Origin of the sequence: Mycobacterium sp. TKK-01-0059 (assembly GCF_000709305.1) — a bacterium.
Classification (GTDB): Bacteria; Actinomycetota; Actinomycetes; order Mycobacteriales; family Mycobacteriaceae; genus Mycobacterium; species Mycobacterium intracellulare.
Map to the genome: position 1 here is coordinate 1,757,362 of NZ_KL446993.1, position 23,725 is coordinate 1,781,086.

At 60.3% G+C, this 23,725-nt stretch carries 21 protein-coding genes, 2 pseudogenes and 5 riboswitches; of the genes and pseudogenes, 8 read left to right on the forward strand and 15 right to left on the reverse strand.

What is annotated here, in order from left to right:
* Positions 1 to 3 precede the first annotated feature (3 nt).
* The 4 genes from K883_RS08575 to K883_RS08585 form a co-directional block, all read right to left on the reverse strand.
* A complete protein-coding gene (locus K883_RS08575) occupies positions 4 to 687 on the reverse strand; it encodes a hypothetical protein (RefSeq protein ID WP_020823964.1) in 684 nt (227 codons plus the stop codon).
* Positions 687 to 1,646, reverse strand: a complete 960-nt coding sequence (locus K883_RS08580) for a respiratory chain complex I subunit 1 family protein (RefSeq protein ID WP_020823965.1) — start codon at positions 1,644 to 1,646, stop codon at positions 687 to 689. The genes K883_RS08575 and K883_RS08580 overlap by 1 nt, the downstream gene beginning before the upstream one ends.
* Positions 1,646 to 2,101, reverse strand: coding sequence for an NUDIX hydrolase (locus tag K883_RS26565; protein ID WP_020823966.1), 456 nt, complete (start codon positions 2,099 to 2,101; stop codon positions 1,646 to 1,648). Before K883_RS26565 ends, K883_RS08580 begins: the two co-directional genes overlap by 1 nt.
* A gap of 61 nt (positions 2,102 to 2,162) precedes the next feature.
* Positions 2,163 to 2,237: riboswitch (Fluoride riboswitch) on the reverse strand.
* Positions 2,237 to 3,085: a metallophosphoesterase family protein gene (locus K883_RS08585; RefSeq protein ID WP_036454218.1), complete on the reverse strand. Its 849-nt coding sequence runs from the start codon at positions 3,083 to 3,085 to the stop codon at positions 2,237 to 2,239. (Overlaps the previous riboswitch by 1 nt.)
* A gap of 252 nt (positions 3,086 to 3,337) precedes the next feature.
* A riboswitch (Fluoride riboswitch) is annotated at positions 3,338 to 3,410 on the forward strand.
* A gap of 29 nt (positions 3,411 to 3,439) precedes the next feature.
* On the opposite strand from K883_RS08585, the gene K883_RS26570 reads away from it, so the two are divergent.
* The 3 genes from K883_RS26570 (at position 3,440) to K883_RS08600 (ending at position 7,752) form a co-directional block, all read left to right on the forward strand.
* Complete coding sequence (locus K883_RS26570; protein WP_080687384.1) at positions 3,440 to 3,877, forward strand: universal stress protein; 438 nt, start codon at positions 3,440 to 3,442, stop codon at positions 3,875 to 3,877.
* 715 nt (positions 3,878 to 4,592) lie between these two features.
* Positions 4,593 to 4,653, forward strand: a riboswitch (Fluoride riboswitch).
* Positions 4,654 to 4,684: 31 nt separating this feature from the next.
* Complete coding sequence (locus tag K883_RS08595; RefSeq protein ID WP_020823970.1) at positions 4,685 to 6,220, forward strand: MutS-related protein; 1,536 nt, start codon at positions 4,685 to 4,687, stop codon at positions 6,218 to 6,220.
* Positions 6,221 to 6,279: 59 nt separating this feature from the next.
* Positions 6,280 to 7,752 (forward strand): MutS-related protein, encoded by a 1,473-nt coding sequence (locus tag K883_RS08600; RefSeq protein WP_020823971.1) that lies wholly within the window; start codon positions 6,280 to 6,282, stop codon positions 7,750 to 7,752.
* A gap of 10 nt (positions 7,753 to 7,762) precedes the next feature.
* On the opposite strand, the gene K883_RS08605 is transcribed toward K883_RS08600, so the two are convergent.
* The 4 genes and pseudogenes from K883_RS08605 to K883_RS26580 all read right to left on the reverse strand — a co-directional run.
* A complete protein-coding gene (locus K883_RS08605; protein WP_020823972.1) occupies positions 7,763 to 9,004 on the reverse strand; it encodes an MFS transporter in 1,242 nt (413 codons plus the stop codon).
* The gene (locus K883_RS27470) at positions 9,001 to 9,162 is read right to left on the reverse strand and encodes a hypothetical protein (RefSeq protein ID WP_020823973.1); all 162 of its coding nucleotides are present in this window, start codon (positions 9,160 to 9,162) and stop codon (positions 9,001 to 9,003) included. The genes K883_RS08605 and K883_RS27470 overlap by 4 nt, the downstream gene beginning before the upstream one ends.
* An 82-nt stretch (positions 9,163 to 9,244) precedes the next feature.
* Positions 9,245 to 9,931, reverse strand: a complete 687-nt coding sequence (locus K883_RS08610) for a PhzF family phenazine biosynthesis protein (RefSeq protein ID WP_020823974.1) — start codon at positions 9,929 to 9,931, stop codon at positions 9,245 to 9,247.
* A gap of 102 nt (positions 9,932 to 10,033) precedes the next feature.
* Positions 10,034 to 10,227: pseudogene (locus K883_RS26580) on the reverse strand (sodium-dependent bicarbonate transport family permease); the annotation flags it as partial.
* 931 nt (positions 10,228 to 11,158) lie between these two features.
* Positions 11,159 to 11,223: riboswitch (Fluoride riboswitch) on the forward strand.
* A 464-nt stretch (positions 11,224 to 11,687) separates the two neighbouring features.
* Here K883_RS26580 and K883_RS08615 point away from each other — a divergent pair.
* Positions 11,688 to 12,680: an ABC transporter ATP-binding protein gene (locus tag K883_RS08615; RefSeq protein ID WP_051701149.1), complete on the forward strand. Its 993-nt coding sequence runs from the start codon at positions 11,688 to 11,690 to the stop codon at positions 12,678 to 12,680.
* Between the two features lie 63 nt (positions 12,681 to 12,743).
* Here the strand turns inward: K883_RS08615 and K883_RS28530 are convergent.
* The 4 genes and pseudogenes from K883_RS28530 to K883_RS08625 form a co-directional block, all read right to left on the reverse strand.
* Positions 12,744 to 12,932, reverse strand: a pseudogene (locus K883_RS28530) (hypothetical protein); the annotation flags it as partial.
* A gap of 66 nt (positions 12,933 to 12,998) precedes the next feature.
* Positions 12,999 to 13,646 carry an NUDIX domain-containing protein gene (locus K883_RS26585; protein WP_225337465.1) on the reverse strand — a complete coding sequence of 216 codons (648 nt, stop codon included), beginning with the start codon at positions 13,644 to 13,646 and terminating at the stop codon, positions 12,999 to 13,001.
* Positions 13,639 to 14,436 (reverse strand): galactan export ABC transporter ATP-binding subunit Wzt/RfbE, encoded by a 798-nt coding sequence (locus tag K883_RS08620; RefSeq protein ID WP_020823977.1) that lies wholly within the window; start codon positions 14,434 to 14,436, stop codon positions 13,639 to 13,641. The genes K883_RS26585 and K883_RS08620 overlap by 8 nt, the downstream gene beginning before the upstream one ends.
* A 377-nt stretch (positions 14,437 to 14,813) precedes the next feature.
* Positions 14,814 to 15,056: a hypothetical protein gene (locus tag K883_RS08625; RefSeq protein WP_020823978.1), complete on the reverse strand. Its 243-nt coding sequence runs from the start codon at positions 15,054 to 15,056 to the stop codon at positions 14,814 to 14,816.
* 957 nt (positions 15,057 to 16,013) lie between these two features.
* A riboswitch (Fluoride riboswitch) is annotated at positions 16,014 to 16,090 on the forward strand.
* A gap of 23 nt (positions 16,091 to 16,113) precedes the next feature.
* Between K883_RS08625 and ettA the strand changes: the two genes are divergently transcribed.
* From ettA to K883_RS08640, 4 genes are all read left to right on the forward strand, one after another.
* Positions 16,114 to 17,790, forward strand: coding sequence for an energy-dependent translational throttle protein EttA (ettA, locus tag K883_RS08630; protein WP_179945088.1), 1,677 nt, complete (start codon positions 16,114 to 16,116; stop codon positions 17,788 to 17,790).
* Between the two features lie 602 nt (positions 17,791 to 18,392).
* A complete protein-coding gene (locus K883_RS26595) occupies positions 18,393 to 18,653 on the forward strand; it encodes a DUF2795 domain-containing protein (protein WP_080687388.1) in 261 nt (86 codons plus the stop codon).
* Positions 18,654 to 18,958: 305 nt separating this feature from the next.
* On the forward strand, positions 18,959 to 19,243 hold the full coding sequence (locus K883_RS08635) for a DUF211 domain-containing protein (RefSeq protein ID WP_020823981.1): 285 nt from the start codon (positions 18,959 to 18,961) through the stop codon (positions 19,241 to 19,243).
* 56 nt (positions 19,244 to 19,299) lie between these two features.
* Positions 19,300 to 19,797, forward strand: coding sequence for a hypothetical protein (locus tag K883_RS08640; protein WP_036454227.1), 498 nt, complete (start codon positions 19,300 to 19,302; stop codon positions 19,795 to 19,797).
* 367 nt (positions 19,798 to 20,164) lie between these two features.
* Here the strand turns inward: K883_RS08640 and K883_RS08645 are convergent, their stop codons facing one another.
* The 3 genes from K883_RS08645 to sat all read right to left on the reverse strand — a co-directional run bounded on the left by K883_RS08645 (position 20,165) and on the right by sat (position 22,811).
* Complete coding sequence (locus tag K883_RS08645; protein ID WP_225337466.1) at positions 20,165 to 21,142, reverse strand: HPP family protein; 978 nt, start codon at positions 21,140 to 21,142, stop codon at positions 20,165 to 20,167.
* A 90-nt stretch (positions 21,143 to 21,232) separates the two neighbouring features.
* A complete protein-coding gene (locus K883_RS08650) occupies positions 21,233 to 21,550 on the reverse strand; it encodes a DUF6955 family protein (RefSeq protein WP_036454229.1) in 318 nt (105 codons plus the stop codon).
* A gap of 4 nt (positions 21,551 to 21,554) precedes the next feature.
* Positions 21,555 to 22,811, reverse strand: coding sequence for a sulfate adenylyltransferase (gene sat / locus K883_RS08655; protein ID WP_036454231.1), 1,257 nt, complete (start codon positions 22,809 to 22,811; stop codon positions 21,555 to 21,557).
* Positions 22,812 to 23,725 lie beyond the last annotated feature (914 nt).

A 23,725-nucleotide genomic window follows, 5' to 3' on the forward strand; every position in this document is an offset into this window, starting at 1 on the left:
GGACTATCCCCGCAACCGGTCGAGTGTCTGGGTAGAAAGCGACTGTGTTCGGCGGTGATGGGTACGCATCAGGACCCCGAAAACCACCACGGCGACAAGTAGGTCGAACAAGAATGCAACTTCGAGGATGAGCGGCATCCCGGCAGCCACTACCAGGCTGGCCAACGAGACACCGTTTTCCAGTGAGAAGAAGCCGATTGCCTGGCTGACGACGTCGCGGCGGACGATCATCAGGATGAAGGCCACCAAGATCACGGCCACCGACAGACTGAGCGCGGCGGTGGGCAGCACGGGGGAATGGATTCCGAGCACGCCGACGGCGAAAAATCCGAAGGCCGCCACGGCAATCGAGATCAGCACCTCGTTGGCGACCCCGAGTGCGCCGCTGCCGGCGATTTCTTGGTTGGCCTCCCGCAGAAGTCCTACCACTAGCAGCGGTACCACGATGACTTTCAGTAGCAGCGAAAGTACCGCCAACGCATAGAGTTCGGGGACGTCGCGCCCGAACGCAACGACAGCGGCCAAGACGCTGACGGCCAGTGATTGGCCAGCGTACAGGCGCACCTGGCCCCGCAGTAGTGCGGCGCGCAGCATCCCGAACTCAAGCAGCAAGACGATCAGCGCGACGGTATTCGCGACGCCTTCGTATACTGTCGGGACCGACTCCGTTGCTGCGAGCACGAGCATCAGCCGCCTCCCAAGTAAAGCGTAAATAGTGCCAGGATCGCCAACAGTAAGGCTGCAGAAACGAATTCGGTGATTTTGAACAGCCGTAGCTTGGCGTAGCTGTTATCGATCACCGCGACCAGGCAGCCCAAGAGTGCCGCCTTAGCCAGCAATGCGAGGATTGCCAGTCCGACTGCGGCTGGGCTCGTGGTGGAGGCCATCCCCCAGGGGGCGACAAAGACATTGAGCAAAATCACATACAGGACGAATTGCTTGGCTGCGGCACCCCAATGCAGCAGGGCAAGATCCGGCCCAGAGTGCTCAAAGGAGCGTCCTGTCTCGATCATTCCGAATTCCGTTGTACCGGTGTGTGTTTCGACAGGGATCCGTGCTGTCTCGTACAGGATCACCATGAAGAGCGCGGCTGAAGCCAACAGGTGAGCGGGTCGCACGATCTGGTCGGGGCCGCTGCGCACGGTGGCTCCCAGGACGTAGGGAAGATCGGTGGTGGTGATCAGCGCCACCGTGAACACCACAAGCAACACCACCGGTTCGGTAATCGCCGCAAACGTCTTGGCGCGACTGGATGCAAGCTGCGCGTAGGCATCGCCGGTTTCGGCGGCAGCGACGGCAACCAGGAAGCTGGCGAATGCCAGGACCAGGCCCCCGCCTTGGATATCACCCATATAGCCCAGCGGCAACGCGTAACTGGTGAGCACGGGAATCAGCATGGGAACAGTGAGATAGCAGGCGAAGGATGCCAGGGGCGCCAGCCGGAAAAACGGGCCGGCGCCGCGCGGCACCAACGTCTCTTTCCCGAAGAATTTCCGCAGGTCGAAATACGGCTGCAGAATCCGTGGTCCGCGACGGCCTTGCAAACGCGCTTCGAACCAAGCAATGAAGCCGCTGATGCCTGGTGCACCGCCGGCAACAGTGAGGACCTGTAACCCTTGAATGACCGGTAGCGGCAGACTCGTCATTAGGTAACCGGTCCTGGCCGCCACAGATTGCCCAAGTATCGGGCGTGTCGACCGTCCCCCCGGGATAGGTCCCGAAGGAAGCCGGCGATGGGTGGGTGCAGTGCTACACCCTTCAGATCTTCCCACGACACCCACGTCGGCGTCCGGCCCGGCTCGCCCCCTGTCGGCGCATCGGAATCGAACTGGCCTGCAACAAAGACCAATTCGACGATTCGTCGGCGGCTGTGCGGATCGTTGACTTCCAGTACCAGCGCGCAGCCCAGGGGTTCAATATCCAGGCCGGTTTCTTCGCGGGTTTCTCGCCGCACACATGAGCCCATGCTCTCGTGCGCGCGCGGCCGGCCGCCCGGCAGCACCCAATCCCCGTCGTCACGCTGCAACAGCAGTACCGCGTCCTTACGGAGGATTGCCATGGCGCAACGCAATTCGACAAGGGATTCGTCGGCCGATTTCATCGCGACGCCGAACGTATCGGGCTTGCGCGACTCAAGACACAAGCCACCTGCGACTCCTTCAAAGGTTGCAGGTGCCATCAGCCTTGCGGCGGTTCGAAAGCAACGCTTTCTGGCGGACTCCATCGCCGATGTCAGTTAACCAACGGCGATTCGGTTGGTCAAGTCAGAATGGGCTGGTCGCGTGCTGTTCGGAGTACTGAGTCGGTGAGCGCCGAGCTGCGCCAGATTGACCACCACCATGTTGTTGTCGATCGGATCACCGTTTTTGCCCAGACCATCAACGACGGTGCGATATCCATTACCCTGCAGCACCGCTTGGTAGCGGTGGTGGAAGTGCCCGTGCCACAATCGCGCCGGACGGACCATGTCGACGACGGACCGTAACCGTACTCGGTACAGCTCGGAGCGCTGCAGCTCCTGAGCCGGGAATCCGAACCGGTCGCGTGACGCGCCCGGAACGGTGATTCCGGCCGGACAGTCGTGGCAAAACATCACATCGACAGTCCCGGAGATTCCGGCGTCGCGAGCTTGCCGAGCTGTGATGCATTCCTGCGCCCACCACGATCGTCCGGGCTTGCGCAGAAAGCGGTCGATGGAGTACGCGCCGCCGAGCGCCAGACATCTGGTCCCGGCCCACTGCCAGCGAAATCCCCGCGGCAAATGGACGACGTGTTCGCGCAGCTGACGGAGGCCGTCAGCGCCAACGGGCCAGCTGTACAGCCGGTCGAAGTTCTCGTGATTGCCATCGATGAATCCCAAGACGATGCCGCAGCGATCCGCCGCGCGGTCAAGCGAATCCAAGAAGTGGTCGGTGAAGTTGTAGCCGAAGTCCCCGAGGTGAAGCAGCACTGTGGCATTACGCCTGGCGGCGTGCTCTATGGCTCCCACCGCGTAGTCGGTGTCGGCGTGCCAGTCACCGGCGATCGCGATCCGCGACGGCGGAGACAGGATCGAATGCGATAGCACTTGCCCAGGGTGTGGCATTGGTACGGGTAATGATGACCGGTTCATGATCGGCTCCTGGGTCCATTGGCGCCGCGCAACGTGTCTGAACGCGCTACGCGAACGGCACTGGTCAACTCCCAGGGACCGTTGGCAACCGCCAGGCTCTCCTAGCGCCCAGGTACGGTGGCAAATTTGACGGGCCCCACCGCCTGTCCTCTCGAAGGCTACGCGCCTGTTCCGAACCAGGTCAATCGTATTGGCGCTGGCCTCTACCGGGGCCAAACGGCTAGCCTGATCGTTGGCGATGGATCTCCGCCTGGGCTGTGCCCGAACCGCCAACTCGGCTGATGGCTCCTGTTCATTTGGGCATACACGGGGCGAGGGGTTCGCGCTATGGCATTGGTCGTCGGGTATGACCGCCACCCCGCTAGCCGGGCCGCAGTGCTCTTCGCTAGTGAATTGGCCGGCGCCCTGAACGTACCTGTTCACGTTGTCCATGTAGTCGACATTTCCGACGGCGCCATTTCCGGATCATCGGGTCAGTCGGCTGACGCCCTCAAACGAAAGCTCGACACCGAACGTCAGCATGTCGGCGAAGCTCTCAACGCGGCCCATGTGGAGTGGGAATATCACCTTCTCAACGGTGATCCGGTTAAGGCTCTTCTCAAGACCGCAGATGATTGCGCCGCGACCTTGATTGTGGTGGGCCGCCCCCAGCACGGAATCGGTCCCACCCTAAGCCACATCGTGACCGGCACCGTGACGCGAAACCTCTTGCGTCATAGCACCCGGCCAGTCGCCGTGGTTCCTGGGTTTGCGGACAGCTCGTGAAAGCAGCTGACCTTCCGCATGGGAGGCGTCCGTGCCGAGAAAGCAGACCGCGCGTCGCACCTACGCAGCTAGATTTCTCACTGGACCGTTGAAGTCAGCGCACGGCGACTTGCAAGCAGCCGGGCCGAGTCGACCGAGTTGGCGTGGGATCGCTACAACGTTGTCGCCGAATGACTCTGGCCTGTAGCAGGCTTGTGGTTGAGGTAGGTCATCAGAACGTCTTCCGCACGATGGTATTGCAGTGAATCCACCCACAGTCGCCGAGTCGGATGCCGCCGCAAATTGCGACTCAGCGTTCCGCCCGGGGTTGCCACATACCCGCCGATGCCTGCATCCGCGAGTCGATCCAGCACAGGGCCGACGTCGCTAGCGTCAAGGTCGGCCAACTCTGCCCAATACGCTGCAAAAATCTCATTGTCGATACCGCCCGGCGGTAGCCAAAACATGACGTTGTACCGCGCCGGATTCCCCATCCCGCGGCATGGAGAACTCATCGACATTTCCTTAGCTTTGAGATGGGCATTGCATCCTCGCTGGTAGCTACCCAGGAGCCATTGGCGACAATCCGCGATTCGGCGAGCTCCACCGCCGCATCTCCCATCATCACCCGCAGAAGATGAGTACGCCAGGGCTCTTGTGCGACACGACGAACCCCACAACAATCGCCGTCAGACAGCTCGCTGCGCCAGCTGCGCAGGTGATCTCGGGGTAACATGGACAACACGGCGATGAAGCTCGCCACAACTGCCGCGCCGGCTGATGGCTTCTACCATGGACGACTTACGGTAGAAGGCGGGTGAGCGCAAGATGGCCATCTTCACCAGCATCCTTGACCCCGGAGTGGATGACCGCGGCAGTAGCTCGCCACCCTCACCAGACTTCCTCGCCGACCTTCATCTCGACCAGATCTTCGCCGCGGTGACGGCTGGGTATGGCGACAGTGAGATCGCGAGTACTTTCTGTGCACCCCTCCATGACCTGCGGGCTGTGCAGTACCGCCAGCAAGTGTTCCGTGACCTCGAGGACGAGCACACACGGTCATCGATACAAAACTTCGTCGACGGCATCCGTGCCATGCGCGGTCGACTTACCGTGGCGAGGAACGCGTGGCACCGCCTGCAACGACAGGGTTGGCTAATCGCTGCGATCGAGATTTATTGCCGCACAATAGAACTGCTAGGCAATAATGTCGCCGACATGAGAATGCGTTCGCCGGGCTTGCGCAACTTCGCTGAGCACGTTACGGGCTACATCAATGGCGAGGCTTTCAAGACGCTGGCCGCCGAGACCCAAACGATGCGAGACCATCTGCGCAGAGTGCGATACATGGTGCACATTGAGGGCCTTCAAGTTCATGTCCAAAAGTTCAACGAACAAAGTGATTACAGTACGGCCATCGCTGAAACGTTTGAACGTTTCGCGACGGAGGTCAGCAAGGACTACCGTGTCGCGCTTCCGGAATTCAACGATATGAACCATATCGAGGAGCAGATTCTCGAATGCGTCGCTAGACTTCATCCGGAAGCCTTTAGGCTTCTCGATAGCTTCTGCCACAATCACGAACACTTTATAGAACCGATTGTTGCGAGATTTGAGCACGAGATCCACTTCTATCTCTCATATCTGATGTTCATCGGCCGTTTCAGGACGCTGGGACTCGCGTTTTGTTATCCGGACATGACCGACGATCCCGGCGTGATGAATGTTGGCGACGCTTTCGACCTTGCGCTGGCCATCAGTATGGTCCAGGAACAAAATCGCCCTGTCACCAACGACTTCTATCTGTCGGGATCCGAACGCACCTTCGTCGTTACCGGCCCAAACCAGGGGGGCAAAACGACGTTCGCCCGGACGATCGGCCAGTGCGCTTACCTCGCGTCGATTGGCTGTCCGATACCTGCCAGCGTCGCCCGCCTGACCTTGCCCGACCAGATCTTTACCCACTTCGAGCGACAAGAAGATCTCTCGACGCTGCATGGAAAACTCGATGACGAGCTGGTGCGCATTCATGACATTCTCTCGCGCGCGACCGATACCAGCATCCTAGTCATGAACGAAAGCTTCTCGTCGACCACCGTCAACGATGCCTTGTTAATTGGTCGAGAGGTGCTCGAACGAATCGTCACACTGGGTTGCATCGCGGTCTATGTCAGTTTCCTCGACGAACTTTCCACACTGGATCCGATGTGCGTCAGCATGGTTGGTGAAGTCGCTCGAGATGACCCGACCCAGCGGACCTTTAAGTTCACTCGCCGTCCCGCTGACGGCCTGGCATATGCTGCTGCGCTCGCCAACAAATACGGCTTGAGCTACGACGCACTGGGGCGGAGGATCAGCCAATGAGAGTCCGGCTCCTAGACCCGGTTCACGACCCCGATCTATTACCGCGGCTGCCTTGGCGCTTGCAGGACCTCGTCGATGAGGACCTCGAACTGCGGCGCGTTTACAACGCCATGGCCGGCGGCGACGACTTTTTACTCGAGACAGCGAAAAAAATTGTGCCGCTTTCGGTTACCGATCCTGACGTCATAGTCTACCGCCAACAAGTCCTGGCGGATTGTCTCGCCAACCGCGCGGTAGTGCAGCATATGTACGACATCGCGGTCGACGGCGTCCAGGTCCGGCGCAAGGTGTTCCTCGGGGGATTAATGTCCCGGGACCCGCAAGCCATACTGCGCCGCTCCGTCCGTGTCCTCGAACTATTAGTAGGCAACCTTCGACAGCTGCGGGCAGTATGCAGCGAACAAGGCCATGGTTTCAGCTCGGTCGGGTTTCGACAGTTGCTTGACATGATCAGCACTCAGGTCTGCGACGAGTACCTCAAGCAGCTCGATGCAGACCTTCGCGAGCTGCATCTCCCGCGAGGGGTAATGCTCAGCGCTTCACTGAGTCTGGGCAACAAGGGCACAGATTATCTTCTTCATCAGCCGCCCGCGCGCAACTGGTGGGACAGATTGACCGGAAACCACAGTGGCAGCTGTGGATTCGTCGTTGATGACCGCGACGAGGCCGGCGCGAAGGCGCTCACCGAATTGGCCGGTCGTGCCATCAACGACGTCGCCAACACGGTCACACGATCCGCGGACCACGTCGAGGGCTTCTTCGGCCGCTTACGCACCGAACTCGGCTTCTATTTAGCATGTACCAACCTCTACGAACAACTCACGAAAGCAGACGCACCCACCTGCTTTCCGACCCCCATACCAGTAGGCCTGCCTCAGTTCTCTTGCCGTGATCTGCGCGATGTGGGCTTGTGCCTTACCGGCACAAGTCCAGTCGTCGGAAACGACATCGATGCTGCCGGGAGGACGTTGATCGTGATAACGGGGGCTAATGAAGGCGGTAAGTCGACCTGCTTACGCAGCATGGGTGTCGCGCAGGTGATGATGCAAGCTGGCATGTTTGTTGCCGCGGCCTCGTTTCATGCCAACGTCCGCGACGGTGTCTTCACACACTTCAAACGCGAAGAAGACGACACCAACGTCCGCGGCAAGCTCGAAGAAGAACTTGCTCGCATGAGTGACATCGCCGACGTGGTTGGCTCGACATCATTGTTGTTGTGCAATGAGTCCTTTGCCTCGACCAATGAGAGGGAGGGGTCTCAGATCGCACGCGATGTAATACGAGCCATGGTGGAAAACGGGGTCAAAATCGTGTTTGTGACTCATTTGTACGGCCTCGCGCGTCACCTCAGTTCGCAAGGCGATCCGAGCTATCTCTTCTTGCGGGCCCAACGTCGCGACGACGGCTTACGAACGTTCCGATTAAAGCCGGGACACCCGGAGCCCACCAGCTATGGTCAGGACTCATTTCGGCGGGTCTTCGGCAACGTCCCACAACGTGAGGCCATCTCCGAAATCGTGGGATCCGATTGACCGATGGACATTATCGTCGCGACGGGCGCAACCTACCGGCAACGAAGACAGCGGCTACCATCCACACGGCCGCATATGCGAAGGCAGCTTGCGCGCTGACTGCCGTGTAAAGGATCCCGGCCACGACCGTCGCCACCAAGTCGCCCATCGCTTGAACAGCACCCAACACGCCGAACCCGGAGCCGCGCAAGTGATCTGGAAGACGCTGGGAGACAACCGCCGACTGGGTTGGCTCGGCCAGCCCGATACCGGCTCCGGCCAACGAAAAGCCCACCGCCACGATGAGCGCGCTGTGCGACCCAGCAGCGAACAGTACGTAAGAAATGACGTAAAGACCCGCGCCCGTGGCAAAGACTACGCGTGGCCCGGCCCGGTCATACCATCTGCCAGCCACCAGCGAAGCGACCGTGGCCACGATGTTGTGCGCGGCATAAATCAGAATTGCCAGCGACGCTGCCGCGGTGATCGCGCGTTGCGGCGAGCTCAACAATTGCGTTGCGCGAAGGATCAACAGCGTGGTCGCGAGGTTCCCAAACTCGAATACTGCCACTGGTAACAGTGCACGCAGCATGCCGGCGTCGCGCAATGCGGCGAACTCGAAGCGCCGCGCGACGGAGCGGCTGTCGGCCGGGGTTGCTCGACGAGCTCGTCGTGCGGCCACGGTGATCGCCACTGCGGCAAACAAACCGGGGATGGCGGCGAGGAAAAGCGCCGGTCGCACGCCGAGCCAGGCCACCAGCGCCGCGGCCAACAATGGGCCTGCGACGGCGCCGAGGTTGTCACCCGCCCGTTCAAGCCCAAATGCGCGACCGTGGGCCGACTCTGGGCTCAGTGAAGCCAACAGCGCGTCGCGTGCCGGGGATCGCAAGCCGCGAGACAGCCAAGCGAAGGCGCGCAGGATGCCGGCTTGCCACACCGTCATGGCCGCGCCGATCGCGCCCGTCGCCAAGGCGGTACCGAGATAGCCGCCCGAGGCAGTCCGTCCCCGTTTGTCGGGGTCATTGGCTAGTGGACCGCCGACCAACTTCATGACGCCGATTAATGCGTCGCTGATTCCGTCGATGACGCCGAGCGCGGCCGCCGAGGCGCCGAGGGTACCGGTCAGGAAGGCGGGTAACACCGATGTCGTGATCTCGTGGCCGGTATCGGAGAAGAAGCTGGTCGCCCCCACAGCACCGACTCCGGCAGTGAGCCACGTTTCGCGAGATTCTCCGTTCGGTTTGCGACAGTCGTCGCTGAAGTCGGCGCTCATGCGTTGCGGGCGTGTAGGTTTCCGGCCTGGAAGCCGTCGGCCCCGCGCACATGGCTGCTCTCGAGCTGTGCGGCCCGCCACGGCCGGCGCTGGACGCTTGTCGACGCTGTCGACGGCTCGTCACTGTTGTTCAACGTCAGTCCTATTCGTCGAATCATGCTCTTAATGGTGCCTTCGCACAGAGCGAGTGGATGACGCATGCGAACCTCTTTCATCTCCGTAGATCAGGGCCTGGCCCGGTTAGGCAAAATGAGCGATACCTGAGCAAAGGACACGACCACCCAGGCATACCCAGCCGGTGGCGCTCCATTCGGTATGGATTACGGATCCTTTGCCCTGCGTAATGGTCAGATCTCGGCTTAGGTGCTCGCTGATGCGTATTGCCGCCGCGCCTGTGGCTTCGTCCTCCCGCACGCCAAGCTCTGGCGCAAACGATCGCGAGCGCACATGCCCCGCGTCCCGGTTGATCCATGCCCATACGTAGTGCGGGAAGTCATCGAGATAGTCACTGGGGTCAGCGTCGACGACATCCTGCGGCGACATCAGGTGGTGCATCACGAATTCAGGAGTCCAGTCCGCGAAAGCCCGGATGATAGTTAGCTTGGCGGTGTACTCGACTTCGACAACGCCGACCGGCAGCTGCAGGCTCCGGACGGGCGTGCCGCGGTCTCGCAGCCACCACGCCGCCCCCAGGGCGGGATGGCCGACGAATGGCGATTCCACGGCAGGGGTGAAGATGTGGGCCGCTGCCGTGGGCTTTCCCGGCGCCGGCAGGTGAACGAAAATTGTTTCGCTGTAACCGAGTTGAGCAGCGATGCGCTGGCGGTCAGATGCTGGGACTGCTGCAGCGTCGATTACGCCGAGCAGGTTACCGAATCTGCCATTGCTATCAGTGAAAACCCGCAGCACGGTCACGTCGACAGCCATCAGGCCTCCGCTCCTTGGCCGCTGACGTCCTGCGTCGCCGGGCAGGGTCGAGCGGTGAGTTCCGGGTCTGTCATGACAATCTCTTCGACATGGCGGTTTGGGTTACGGGCTGTATTGCCCAAGGATTCTGACAATTTCAACGTAGAGCGGGATCCCGATGGTGACGTTGTAGCAAAACGTCAGGCCGAGCGACGCGGCTAGGGGCTCAGACTGGCCTCGGGGATGGCCAATCGGTGGACAGCGGGGACGGCGATGTAAGCGGCCGCAGCGCATCGCACCGCGAGTAGCACAAAGGTTGAAGTTGTGCCAGAACTCGTCAAGCATCGACGGCTCCTCTAGAGGATGCTCCGAGCTGGCTCACCGTCGGTGGCGCGCAGGGGCTGTAATCAAGTCGCGTCGCTGCGAGTCGCCTGGCATGTGGCACGGTTGCCATCGGCCGTTGTTTGCGGCTTCCCCAAAGAGGACACCCGCGGCACGCCCGGTTTGCCGGGCGGATCACGCACGAGGGCCTAGGGATTCCACCTGGGCCCTCCGTGGACCACACAGTGCCGGCATAGAGCGTCAGCAAGTGTCGTGATTCTCGAGGAGCCCATGAAACCCGGTACGACAGAGGACGTTTGGGCAACGGAGCCTGCCTAACGACCTGGGTACGGCCGGTACAAGGTCTAGGGGCTGCGTTTGGAGAACATCGCCGGCGGTGCGACACCACAGCAGCGGCCACGGAACTAGTGGCTGGGGCTACAGCGCGATTTGGTCGATGACCGCCATCGGGTGCGCGACCCGCCGAAACACAACGCTGCATATGACGAACTCCTACCCATCCGGGTGGGTCGCGCATCGACAACCCACGGGTAGGAGCCATTAGCACTATCGGGTCGGTGAAATCTGACCGCAAACAGCGCGTAGAGCGAGCCCCATCGCTTTATTGCATGTCTTCTTGACATTACACAACTACCGACCTAGAAAACACCTGGCTCTCCTGTTTGCTGAACTGCCACCTGCCTTGACGTCGCCCCTGATCAGGCAGGTGACTAGCCGGAGACCCGCGCCCTGACCTCCGGATGAGTGTCTGGTGAGGTTGAGCTGCGGCCGGCACGGCTCGCCGCATTAGTTTCAGCCGTGTTCGGACCGATACCTCGATGCTGGTGGCGGGGCCCGCACGGGAGGCATTCGATGTTGGCTCAGCACCGGTGTTGCTGCTAGCGTTGGAAGCGACCGCTTTTCGAATCGGTGGCCGGCGATGAGGCTCGCCGTTACGCACGCCACTCGGCGTTGATGGCTTCTACCCGTAGTTCAGTTGGACGGCAGACCTGCCCTCCAACACAACTGGGGAGGAGCTGCGCGTGGATGCCGAATCACCGAATCTCGCTTTGCCTAATCGCCCCGGCCACGTTGCCGACCGTGAGAGCTTCCTCGCCACCAAGAGCCGCATCGCCTCGCGACAGCTAGCTCGGGATCCCTCTAACGGGTCCTCGTCAAGTCCCGCTGTGCAGCAGAGCAGTCAACCTCATCTGCGACGGTGCGCGCGCAGCGCAACACGGCTCGCGCTGGATGGGCCTGTTTGTCTCGGTCCTGTAACTCCTGCGGGAAGGTGTCGAGCAGTGTTGGGAGCGAGTGGCGCGAACGTGCCGAGCAGCCACGGCCGCCAGGCGGTGCGTGGTGTCTCGACATGTTTCCAATACGTGGGAAGCCGTACGCCCTTGCCAAAGTGGCGACGCGGCCGTCAACGGTGTTGTCGAGTTGGGAGTTGGGGGCTATGGGCATCGCAGTGAATGTTGAGGGCCTGACTAAATCATTTGGTAGTCATCGAATTTGGGAAGATATCACGCTGTCGTTGCCAGCTGGGGAGGTCAGCGCCTTGCTGGGCCCGTCCGGCACGGGGAAGTCAGTGTTTTTGAAGGCCCTGGTAGGGCTGATTCACCCAGAACAGGGCAGGATTGTCATCGATGGCACCGACATCGTCGCCTGTTCAGGCAAGCAGCTCTATGAAATCCGTACTTTGTTCGGGGTGATGTTTCAGGACGGTGCGTTGTTCGGGTCTATGACGTTGTATGACAACACGGCCTTTCCGTTGCGCGAACATACCAAAAAGAAGGAAAGCGAGATCCGCAGGATCGCCATGGAGAAGCTGGAAATGGTTGGCCTTAGCGGCGATGAGGGTAAGTTCCCGGGCGAGATTTCCGGCGGCATGCGCAAACGGGCAAGTTTGGCGCGTGCTTTGGTGCTTGAGCCTCAGATCATCCTCGTCGATGAGCCAGACTCGGGTCTGGATCCAGTCCGCACGGCTTATCTGAGCCAGTTGCTCATCGATATCAACGCCCAAATCGACTGCACGCTTTTGATTGTCACTCACAACGTCAACATCGCCCGGACGATGCCCGATAACATCGGCATGCTATTTCACCGTAAGTTGGTCATGTTTGGGCCTCGTGAAGTGCTGTTGACCAGCGACGATCCAGTAGTGCGGCAATTCCTCAACGGCCGCCGGGTCGGTCCGATCGGGATGTCAGAAGAGAAGGACGCCGCGACCCTGGCCCAGGAGCAAGCTATGGTTGATGCTGGCCATCCTGATGGCGGTGTTGATGAAATCGAGGGTGTGCCAGAGCAAATCAACGCTACGCCGGGCATGCCGGAACGCAAAGCCGTCGCGCGCCATCGCGCCCGGGTGCATGAGATCCTCGATACACTGCCGGCCAAGGCGCAGAAAGCCATACGCGATGGGCTTGATTTCAGCGACTTTTCGCCTTAGCGGCGCGTATTCCGCGGTCTTCCGTCGCTTCCAGCGCGGTTCGTTCTCTGCTTCGAGTGTGGATCACTGGTGACCGTACATCGTGGGTCGCGTGGGCTTCGGCCGACCGGCGAGCAGCGCGCCGATGAAGTCTCGTCCCGTTGGACGGTCAGCAGGCCGGGTAAACGTCATGTCACTGTCGCCCCGTGCTGGCCGCTTGTCCGCGAGCACTTGATTGATCCCCATCCGGTTGGCCGCGAAGGCCAGCGCCGAGCTTTTCGAGATCGCGTGGTCACATCAACGTGGATGGTCATCTTTCTCTCCTCCCTGAGCGCCTAGCTATGCGGGCCAGGTCCAGGCGAAGCCGTCCCATGCATGGAGATCGAGTGTCGTTGGGGTTGGCGCAGCGATGCAATTCGAGAGGTGTTGGGGCAGTGTATCCTGGCCCCGCTCGAGCAATGTTTGCGTGAGATTTATTGCCGCTGTCGCGATCTGGCCTTCATCAGCATGGGTTAGCCGTGACGGCAACGCCTCGAGCGGTACCCACGCAACATCGGTGACTTCGTGGTCGTCGCCTATCGCCACTGCAGCTTCGCGAAACCGCAGCAGGTAATGGTGGACCGTCTTGTGCAACCATGGCAACCGCTGCGCGGAACCAGTAGTCCACGCTGCCCAGGGGGCCATCACGTCACCGCGAATGCCGGTTTCTTCGGCTATCTCGCGAACTGCGGTCTGGTCGGGGCGCTCACCTATTTCAACGTGGCCCTTGGGTAACAACCACAGGGTGCGGCCGCGCCGACCAACCCGACCGATGATCACCCCGAATTGGCGACTGGTGCCAGTGCCGTGGGCAGGCAGCCCGCCCGCAGAGAACTCGCGCACCGTGGGCAACTGCTTCGATGTGACGCCGAAATCGCGGGCACCACTACGGCGGTTCCTTCGGCGTTGCCTTCCTGACCGGAGTGGCTGTTCGTCCGACTTATTCATTCGGGGTGACCTCCGCACTGCTGCGAGCGACATGGCGTGCAGCTTGTACGCCCTCATACGCCTCGATCACATCCCGTAGCTTTCCGGTCATCCTAATTTTGCCGTGGTCTATCCATATGGCGGTTTTGCAAAGCCGGGCGAGGAAGTCATTGGAGTGGCTGGCGAACACCAGGATCCCCGACCTGGCTACCAGCTGCTGCAACCGAACCAATGCCTTGTGGAGGAAGTCGATATCGACCGAACCTATTGCCTCGTCGAGCAGCAGAATTTGCGGGTCAATGCTCGTGACCACTCCCATCGCCAGCCGCACTCGCATGCCGGTGGAGTAGGTGCGCAGTGGCATCGACAGGTAATCGCCGAGCTCGGTAAACGCGGCGATCTCATCGACTTTGGATCGCATTGCCTCGCGGGTTTCGCCGAGGAACAATCCCCGGATGATGATGTTCTCATAGCCTGAGATTTCAGGATCCATACCGATCCCGAGATCGAAGATTGGCGCGACCCGGCCCCGGACGATGGCGGAGCCGCGCGTTGGTTCGTAGATGCCCGACAGCAGTCGCAGCAGCGTGGACTTCCCGGCGCCGTTGTGTCCGACCAGGCCAACTCGGTCCCCCATATGCAGCGAAAGGGTGATGTCACGCAGCGCTTCGATGACGGGCACGCTGGCCGGAATGTCTCCAATGGCCCGGCTCGCACTGCCCAGGAACGCCTTTTTCAGCGACCGTCTTTTCGCGTCGAAAGTGGGGAACTCAACCCACGCATTGTGGATCTCAACATTTACCGGCGACATCGAGTGTGCTTCTCCGGCCAGCGGGCGCCGGCTACCTAGCCGCTTCGATACGGACATGACTCCCTCTGCTGAGGCCGAACGCTCTGTTGTTTAAGGGTGCTTGTGCCATAACGCAGGCCGGCTGTTCTCGATCAGACTCTTTGTGGCGAGATGCGCTTGTGGAAATGAGGCGGATGTTGTCAACTGCAAACCGGATCGCCAATAATGGTCGCGGCGGCCGTGGCCGGTCTTGCGTCCGTCTGTTTCGAGGTCGTGAGCAGCTTGAAAGCCTTCTTCCGCTGCGCCACATTGGTTCTCCGCATCCTGCATCATCTCCGCAATAGCCGCCCAGGGTGCGGTGCAGTCGGACAACGAGGGGGACCATTAGCAGCGCCAGATCATGACTCAAGCGTGATGTGGAATCCAAATAGCGCCACTCCCTCCTCGTCGATGAATACACCTTTAGCTGCGATTACCTCCTCTCCCGCCATCGAGCAGCGCCGCATCGTCACCGTCAAATGGTCGACGGCCGCAGAGCCACTGGCGGCCGCGCACGCAGCCTCGTAGCTGTTGTAGACCGAGACGGTGTCTGCGCGGCCCGAACACGTATCTCCGAAATTCGTAACGGTCAGTACGTACATTTCCGGCCCCAATCTCCTCGGCGAGAGGACCTACGCCATGGTGCCGCCGCGGGTCAGCGTAGTAACTACTGCTCGAAACTATTGCAGGACAACATATTCCCGGGCACATCGGCGTCCTAGCCGATCCGAGAAGTATCTGGGCCGAGCAGATCAAGAAGCCGTGCGCAGGGCCATTGGGCTCGGCGGCGCACCGTCTCGTCAAAGGTCTCATCGAGCGTGAGTCGATAGTCGTCTGGCTCGCTCCAACGCCCACATCCGGCATAGAGGGGCGCGCGCTACTAGGGGGTTGCCCCCATGGTGCACAGCCGGGTCTTTTTCCAGACCGAAACTGACGCAGGGCGCGCCATAGCAGCAACACTTCGATCTTGCTGACGGCCGCCATTAGCGTGTCCCTCTGCGCGAATGGACGCGTTCATCCCTGTCGTCGTCAGGGCGCTGCTGCGTGGCGAGGATCGTGATGTTATTGCTCAGCACCCGTGGACCTCCGACGTGAGGGCGTCGATGGCTGTGCGGAAGGCTCCGCAGTCGGCGACCGGGCCCCGCCGTCCGATTCCCGTAGCGACCCATCGGCTGCCCTTGCGCCGAACTCGACCCACCACGACACCGTCGACAGCGACTATCCGGATGATCGAGCTTTCGGGGAACAGCCGGGTCCACACAAGTGAGGATGTTTGCGCTAACCTCTGCGCGGCACGCTCCTCGTAGACTCGCCACTTTTCCCGGTAGAGAACGCGCTCGGCGACCCTAACCACCTCGACATCAGGGGCATTACGCGTATCCATGGCTCCTCCCTCGCCTCGAAACGCAGACTGGGTCTGCGAGCGACACCTAATGCGGGGTAGAAGCCATCAGCGCCGGACGGCGCGAAATAGGCGGAGCCTCATCGCCGACCGCGAACCGAAGTTGCGGCTGGTTTCGACGCTAGCAGAAGCTCGGCGCGACGAGCTAGGCTTAGTGCAGAAATTTGGCGGTGGAACTCGCCACCTAACCGCGGCCATATGTATCGAGCGGTCGCCGATGGTTCCTGCAGACGAATCGCGATTCGTGGCGGGAGGCAATTGTGCGGTGGATCTACCAACTGGAGCGGGCGCGGGTGGTGCGCGGCGACAAGGTGATTCTCGAGGACGTCACCCTCTCATTTCTGCCGGGTGCGAAGATCGGTGTCGTTGGCCCCAACGGAGCGGGCAAATCGACACTGTTACAGGTGATGGCTGGCCTCAAGCAACCCTCAAACGGAGACGGCCGATTGGCGCCAGACGTCTCGGTCGGGCTGCTGGCGCAAGAGCCCGTGTTAGACGAGACCCAGAATGTGCTGGACAACATCCGGGCGGCCGTCGCCGACACCGACGCCTTGTTGGCTCACTTTGGCGAAATCACCGCCGCGCTGGCCGACGAAGCCAGCGACGAACTCATGGCCGAAATGGGTTGCCTGCAAGAACAACTAGACCACCGCAATGCGTGGGATCTCGACGCTCGTCTCGAGCAGGCCATGGACGCGCTACGCTGCCCTCAGCCAGACGCCGACATCCAACAGCTATCTGGCGGGGAACGGCGCCGCGTGGCGTTGTGCCGCTTGTTGTTACAGCAGCCCGACCTATTGCTCCTCGATGAGCCGACCAATCATCTCGACGCCGAAAGCGTCCAATGGCTCGAACAACACCTGGCTGCCTATCCAGGCACGGTCGTTGCCGTTACCCATGACCGTTACTTTCTCAACAATCTCGCCGAATGGATCCTCGAGCTTGACCGCGGCCATACCTACCCCTATCAGGGCAACTACGCGACCTACCTGGACACCAAAGCCGCGCGGCTCCAGGTGGAAGGCCGCAAGGACGCCAAGCGGCTGCGTCAGCTACGGGGCGAACTGGAATGGGTGCGCTCCGGCGCTAAGGCGCGTCAGGCGAAAAGCGGTGCGCGGCTGCGCCGCTACGAAGAGATGGCGGCCGAGGCAGCCAAGGCCCAACGGCTGGACTTCGAGGAGATTCACATCCCACCGGGTCCACGGCTGGGCAGCACGGTTATCGAGATCGACCACCTGAGCAAAGGGTTCGCTGACCGCAAGTTGTTTGATGACTTCTCGTTCACGTTGCCACGCAATGGGATTGTCGGTGTCATCGGCCCCAACGGTGTCGGTAAGACCACATTGTTTCAGATGCTCACCGGCAATGAGGAACCCGACAGCGGCACCATCCGCATCGGCGAGACTGTACGAATCTCCTACGTGGACCAAAACCGTGCTCACATCGATCCGGGTCAGACCGCCTGGGAAGTCGTCTCAGGCGGCGATGATGTGCTGCAAATCGGATCGGTACAAGTACCGTCGCGTGCCTACATCGCCGCTTTCGGCTTCAAGGGCGCCGATCAACAAAAGCCCGCGCGCTTCTTCTCGGGTGGCGAACGCAACCGACTCAACCTGGCACTCACCCTCAAGCAGGGTGGCAATGTGCTGCTGCTGGACGAGCCAACCAACGACCTCGATACCGAGACCCTCGCCTCGCTGGAGAATGCCATCGCCGAATTCCCCGGCTGCGTCGTCGTCACCGCGCATGACCGCTGGTTCCTCGACCGTATTGCCACCCACATACTCGCCTGGGAAGGTACTGACGCGTCCCCGCCCCAATGGTATTGGTTCGAGGGAAACTACGCCGGCTATGAACAGCACAAAGTCGTAAGGGCCGGGCCCGAAGCAGCCCGCCCATACCGTCTCACCCACCGTCGGCTCACCCGCGACTGATCGAAAGAGCCCCAGATGTCAGACCTCAATGTGCACAATCACTACCGAATTATGACGCGTCAGGACGTCGCGGACGAGCTACGTCGGTTAGCTACCAAACTCGACTCGCAGGGTCACCTTCCCTACGCCGGGGGCGCTGTAGCCGTGCCCAGCCGGGTCGAACGGGAATTTATCATCGACCAGCATGGTCACGGTTCTACATGCATATTCGAGTACCGTATTAAGTGGCCCGGCGCGTGATAACTAGCTATACATGCGAAATTATTTCCCGCCCAACGTGTTCTGAACAGGCTCCGCAGATCTCCCCCATCTCCGTCGCGAATAATTTTGCAGCAGCCGAGTTGATCGGCACCCGCTCGCGCAGAGGCCGTCAAGCTACCTGTCGGCATGTCGCGCACACCACAGGCCCAGATAGCGTGGGTGCGCCACCGCGCATTCGTCGTAAGCTTGGCAAAGCGTGATGACGGTGGATCTCGCAGTCACACAGGAGACTATTGGCACCGTAGTCCCGCTGGCGCTCCCCCGGCTACACGGCTTGACTGTAGCGGAAGAGCTGGGCGTTACCGATGGTTAACGATCGCTTCAATCCGGAAGGCCAATAAATGATTGCATCCACCACCGAAGCTCGACTTCGCACGTGTTTGAGTGGTATCCGGTTTCCCGCCAACCGAAACGATTTGCTGGCCGCAGCGATCGCAAATGGCTGCGACGAGGAGACCGCAGATGCCTTGCGTGACATTTCCCCCTTAACATATGCGAACTTGAAGCAAGTACTCGCCTCAATCACCGTCATCGACGACCCGAGTGATGCGCGCGCACCGCGCCCTCCTGACCGCGAAGACGCAGATGACACGCGTGACTAGTCATCAGCACGCCAGGAGACGAGCGTGAACGGATCGCAGGTCGATCTCGCGATGAAGCCACGCTCTGCAAATACGTTGGCGCCTAGGGTTACTCGCTGGCAGCACGTAGCTTCGTGGGTGTTCCTGCTATCGATGTTGGAGTTCCTACCGCGCCGGCGATCCCCCGCAGGAGCTGCGGACTCATGTTTGGAACCAAAGACGCGCGCGGTGCCGCGGGGTCGGCCTCACGCTGATTCGACCACATCGGAGCTTGGTGAGGAGCAGACAATTTTCTTGCAACAGGGCAGACCGGCAGAGGAGTCACGATGAACATTCGCCGCATGCAGTTGGACGTCGATAAAGCAATCACTAGGCCAGATCTGCTGGAGCTGGCCGCGGCGATCAATGACGTTTCCGGCGTTGAGGCGCTCAACATCACCGTGGCAGAAATTGATCTGGAGACAGTCGGCCTTGAGGTCACGGTCGAAGGCAAATCCATTGATGCGGCGCAATTGATAAGGCAGATCGAAAAGGCTGGTGCGGCGGTGCACAGTATCGATGAGCTTGTTGTGGGCGATCGGATCATCGAACGGGTACCTCGAACCCGATGAAAGTTTTGCGGCTTCGGGCGACGCGCCTTCGCCGCTCGGGAAGGTTTGTTTTCGCTATGGCGCTTGGCGTGTCGGATGGAATCCTGAATGCGCTTACCCTGGCGGCAGCATCGGTGCTCCATGGCGTCGGTCTGGGCCTGCGCTTGAGCGCCCGAGTTGGGGTTGTCGCCCTTGTTACCGCGATTGTCACCCTCTTCATCGCGGAATACACCCAGAACCGATTGGAGTTGCTACGCGCCGAACGACAGCTGATGTTTACTCAGTCGGGTCGTCTGGCCGCCACAAGCCTTGGTAGAGCGGTCTTTCGCGACTCGATTGCCGCGGCACTGGTGGCAGGAGCGTCCAGCTTTGCGGGCGCGGCTCTCCCGCTATTCATTGGTACGTTGCTCCCACGGCTGTCCTGGATTGCCCTGGTCGCTTCGGCCGCTGCTCTCGCTCTTCTGGGCGTGGTCTTGGGATCTCATGTAGGCGGCCGCCGGATCGTATGGGCGGCCGCCCTCGCCGTTGCCGGCGTCGTCGTGACGATTATTGGTATGCAGCTGGACCTTGTGTGACGAAGCATTACTGCCGGCCTACTGCGGCTGCGGCCGTTAGACCACGGTGTGCAGTCGGCATCGACGGCGGCCGCACAATACTCGAGGGCATGGCGGCCTTGCCCGGTGTGCACGACGATAGTTCCAGATGCGATCGAGATTGCTTATTGGTCGTCGAAACATGTTACACAGCTTGCTCTCTCACCCCGATTGCCGCTCACAGTTCGCATCCGTCCGCGACCGCGAGCGCCGCGGCGAGGTCGGCACCATCCATCCATTCGAAACTGCCCGGCGTCAGTTCCGTCACCCAGCGCGACGTCGGCCAGATTCCTGCAGACCCCTTTGGGTTGGCTCAATTTTCGTGCAGACCAACCTGACTGCGGCCAAGCTATTGGAAACTCCCTCCTTCTGATTTTGTCGGGAAATCACGGCCAAGGTGGCCGGCGAACACGCGTTGGTATAGCTGGTACATGATGGTTAGCGCCGCGGCACCGATAGCCACAGAGATCGGATACTTGATACTGGGAGGGCCGATGACGAGCGGAAGAAGTCCGATCGCTAACGCGGGCGGCATGCGAAGCCGTAGCAGCCAAAGCGCGATAACACCGGATGCAAGTCCGCATCCAGCCGCTACACCACCGCTTCCAAACAGGCGCACGGCAACCCATCCGGTGGTCGCTGTCAGCAGGCACGCCACGGGGAGCGCCAGAGGCTTCCCGGCCCACGGACACGTGGTGGGATGGGCGAACATCTCGTAGGCCATAACGATGAGCGGAGGGAACAGCATAAGTCGTAAGTCCCAGGCCGCGGCACAGAAGGCCGTTGCCGTCACGAACGCGAAGAACGGCAGGGGCCACGTATGCCCGCTCGGGAGCGTCTCGAGAACATCATCCGGGTTCGCGTCGGGCGCCTGCTGCCCGTACTGTCGACGACAATACCGTTGCCAGATCACAAGAATGGCAACCAAGACGAAGAGGCTCAGCGCGATTGAGGCGGGATAGAGCCAACTCTTCACCTCCAGGTAGAGCGGTAGCGCCCCCGCCGCCAGCGCCGGGGCGATGTTCGACTTGAGCAGCGTGAGAAGTAGTAGGCACGAGGTGACGACGAGCAGAATCGCCAGCACACCGTAAGGCAAGGCGCGGGTAATCAACATCCCAGCAATGGCGCCCAAAACCGGCGTCACGATAAGGCGTAACGGCTGAGCCGCCCACTTGCCCCACGGCCGGGTCAACACGTCATGCGAGAGGGCCGCAAGGCCGGGAAAGAAGAAATAATGCCAACCGTGACATCGGGCCGCCGTCACGATATAGATCAGTATTACTGCCTCCATGACGAGACGGCCGCGGAGTGGCAAGCCTTTACCCACGATGAAGTATGGGACTTAACAGCGCGCCGCCGGACTCTGCGCTGGAACAAACGTCCCGCGACAACGCCACGTCGCTCGCGTTTACACGGATCAGGATTGCGCTTCCTGAAGAAAGCGGTCCACCACATCGGGACCGGTCGAATGCATCTTGATGGAGAGGTCTAAGAGTCTGTCTTTCACCTTCTTGGGAAGCAACTCAATAGATTTGGTAGTAGCGGAATCGTACTTGGCTCCCGGGAACCGCTGCAGCACGACGTTCTTCTGCTCCTCAGTTGCATAGATCTCCAGCAGTTTCATGCCGGCAAAAGCTTCCGTTGCAGAGTCGGCCATTCCTGCATCTGCCAGTGCATTTAAGCGTTCTTCGTTGATCCACACATTGACTTTGATTCTTTCTGGTGTGCTACTCATGGATTTAGTCCCCTAATTGGTTCAGTGTAAATACTGGCCGCCGAGTCTTGAGATACTCTTCCGTAACGAATGGTGAACCTTTGCCGTACCTGGCAGCACACTCCATGACAACGCCAAATACTTCATGCCGCATAACCTTTTGAGTCGGCTTTACTTCGTCCGTCAGAATGCTTCGTATGAGGCTGCCGCTGAAACTTTGTGCTTGGGAGTCATGGCCGCAGAGCGTAGAGTTGGTCACTTCCAAGCATTTCGGGCAGTACCAGTTCTCCCTCAGAAACACCGGTTTGATGCTCAACTCGGACCTGTGCTGACTTAGTAGGTTCTGCGCATCGTACGGCTTGTAGAAGTCGCCCACACCGGCGTGGTCGCGGCCGAACATGTGGTGGGTGCATCCGAGATTTGTCCTCAGAATCGCATGGAAGATCGCCTCTCGCGGACCTGCGTAGCGCATATCCCAGAGCGTGAAAGAAACCTGATGGACGTTGTCGCGGAAATACCCGCTCGTTCTCAGCACGTTTTGTGCCAAAAGTATCGCCTCGTCGATGTAGTCTCCGACACGCTTCTGGCCGATGATCGCATTGACCAGCACACCCGTACTCAAATCGCTAACGGGCATGTCTTCGTTGGCCGCGAACCAGGCTTGCTTCATCAAGGCTTCGTGGCCGGTATGTGGAACGTTTCGCGTTTGATGTGCAACCAGGTTCTTCCAGTGCTTCTGGCTCAACATATCCATGTGCTGTCTAGGGGTGAGCCAAAAGCTTTTGAACGGATCGCTGAAGGTCGGCTCGTTGATGAGGGTGATGTCGCCACCGATGAACCGATCCTTGTACGCGAACGCTTTTTTGACGCCCGGGTGACGAGGATCGATTGTGCCGTACGTCTTTTCGGCCATGCGCGTGAGGTCGTATTCGTAGATCTCAGTGACATCAAGGACAGCCATAGGTGCGCCCAGATATTCCAGGACGATGCTGCCTCCAACTGTTATGTTCAACTTTTCGATGGCGTCGGTAGGCATGTCGAGGACGATGGGTATGCTCCACAACGTTCCATCTGGAAGGCGCATTTTGTCTAAGGTTCCATCGACCTCGTGTCGACCCATGAACCCTGTCAGCGGAGTGAAGAAGCCGTATGCAAGGCTGATCACCTCGTGCGCGGTTGCCTTCGAAATGGGCACCCGCGGCATGCCTTCAATCCGAGCAGCGCCATTTGCTGTGGAAACTCGTTCCACGATCTGCTTTCCGTTATGACCCGTGTAATCCATGCCATCACCTTGTTTCTCGCATTGTGCTTTCCATTGCCAGCATCCTCGCGTCGCCTGCTGCGTCAGGGAACGCCGCCGACGTGACCCGGACCCAGTGATGCCGTTCGCTGTCGTCAGGGTCCAGCGCGCGACCGCGCTCCTTGCAGACCGATGGAATCGGCTTGTACACCCCCCCCCCCCCTTGGCCCCGCCGCAACGGGCGAACAATGCGACGAAGCCGACGGTGTAACCGCACATGGTCAGCGTCGCCACGGGCCTGCCGCGACTTCGGATGCGCTCCAGGCCGCCACGTCTTCTAGATCCCGCACCACGATGCGGTGGGAACACGACAACCGGTACCTCCCTCTCCACGTGAGTCTGCAGGACGGTCGAATTATCCTTATCCCCAACGCGAGAGACTTCTGCTCGGCTGAACGACAATTCAGCACTTACCGGTCCAAGTCGATCGGCATGCGGTTTGATTCGGGGGCACTGTCGTCAGGGTCGGCCAATCTATGGCTGCTCATGGCGTACAGGCCATCAAGCTGGAAGAAATCAATAGACGAAATCTCAACGGCCACTTACTGTCCTCCGCGTCACAGTCGGCCATGCAAAACCTAGCCGAGTACTGATCTGTTCCGCAGGGACCGTTGGCCGTCGAGAGTGACGGGCAGTTTTGGCGAGCCCCACCGCCATCGTGCGCTGACAACCTCGGTTAGACCACGGCAGCAACGCACCTTTACACCATCGCCCTCAGTTAACCTGAATTTTTCCCGTAACACAAGCTAAGATGGTCAACTTAGGGAAATTTTTGGTGGAGCCATTCATACGTCTAGCTGTCTGTGCATCCCATAGCGACCGTCACGTAAGCCCTTGTTGCGCTCGGATTTCCATACTCTGCGAGGCATGCCCCCTCGGTGCCCGCTGAGATCAGA

Coding starts and splice junctions, on each gene's coding strand:
- K883_RS08615 (WP_051701149.1), top strand. CDS start 11,688: ATGGGCATCGCAGTGAATGTTGAGGGCCTGACTAAATCATTTGGTAGT.
- K883_RS26570 (WP_080687384.1), top strand. CDS start 3,440: ATGGCATTGGTCGTCGGGTATGACCGCCACCCCGCTAGCCGGGCCGCA.
- K883_RS08610 (WP_020823974.1), bottom strand. CDS start 9,931: ATGGCTGTCGACGTGACCGTGCTGCGGGTTTTCACTGATAGCAATGGC.
- K883_RS08580 (WP_020823965.1), bottom strand. CDS start 1,646: ATGACGAGTCTGCCGCTACCGGTCATTCAAGGGTTACAGGTCCTCACT.
- K883_RS08595 (WP_020823970.1), top strand. CDS start 4,685: ATGGCCATCTTCACCAGCATCCTTGACCCCGGAGTGGATGACCGCGGC.
- K883_RS27470 (WP_020823973.1), bottom strand. CDS start 9,162: ATGATTCGACGAATAGGACTGACGTTGAACAACAGTGACGAGCCGTCG.
- K883_RS08605 (WP_020823972.1), bottom strand. CDS start 9,004: ATGAGCGCCGACTTCAGCGACGACTGTCGCAAACCGAACGGAGAATCT.
- K883_RS08625 (WP_020823978.1), bottom strand. CDS start 15,056: ATGTACGTACTGACCGTTACGAATTTCGGAGATACGTGTTCGGGCCGC.
- K883_RS08620 (WP_020823977.1), bottom strand. CDS start 14,436: ATGTCGCCGGTAAATGTTGAGATCCACAATGCGTGGGTTGAGTTCCCC.
- K883_RS08575 (WP_020823964.1), bottom strand. CDS start 687: ATGCTCGTGCTCGCAGCAACGGAGTCGGTCCCGACAGTATACGAAGGC.
- K883_RS08635 (WP_020823981.1), top strand. CDS start 18,959: ATGAACATTCGCCGCATGCAGTTGGACGTCGATAAAGCAATCACTAGG.
- K883_RS08585 (WP_036454218.1), bottom strand. CDS start 3,085: ATGCCACACCCTGGGCAAGTGCTATCGCATTCGATCCTGTCTCCGCCG.
- K883_RS26565 (WP_020823966.1), bottom strand. CDS start 2,101: ATGAAATCGGCCGACGAATCCCTTGTCGAATTGCGTTGCGCCATGGCA.
- K883_RS26585 (WP_225337465.1), bottom strand. CDS start 13,646: ATGAATAAGTCGGACGAACAGCCACTCCGGTCAGGAAGGCAACGCCGA.
- sat (WP_036454231.1), bottom strand. CDS start 22,811: ATGGATTACACGGGTCATAACGGAAAGCAGATCGTGGAACGAGTTTCC.
- K883_RS08640 (WP_036454227.1), top strand. CDS start 19,300: ATGGCGCTTGGCGTGTCGGATGGAATCCTGAATGCGCTTACCCTGGCG.
- K883_RS26595 (WP_080687388.1), top strand. CDS start 18,393: ATGATTGCATCCACCACCGAAGCTCGACTTCGCACGTGTTTGAGTGGT.
- K883_RS08650 (WP_036454229.1), bottom strand. CDS start 21,550: ATGAGTAGCACACCAGAAAGAATCAAAGTCAATGTGTGGATCAACGAA.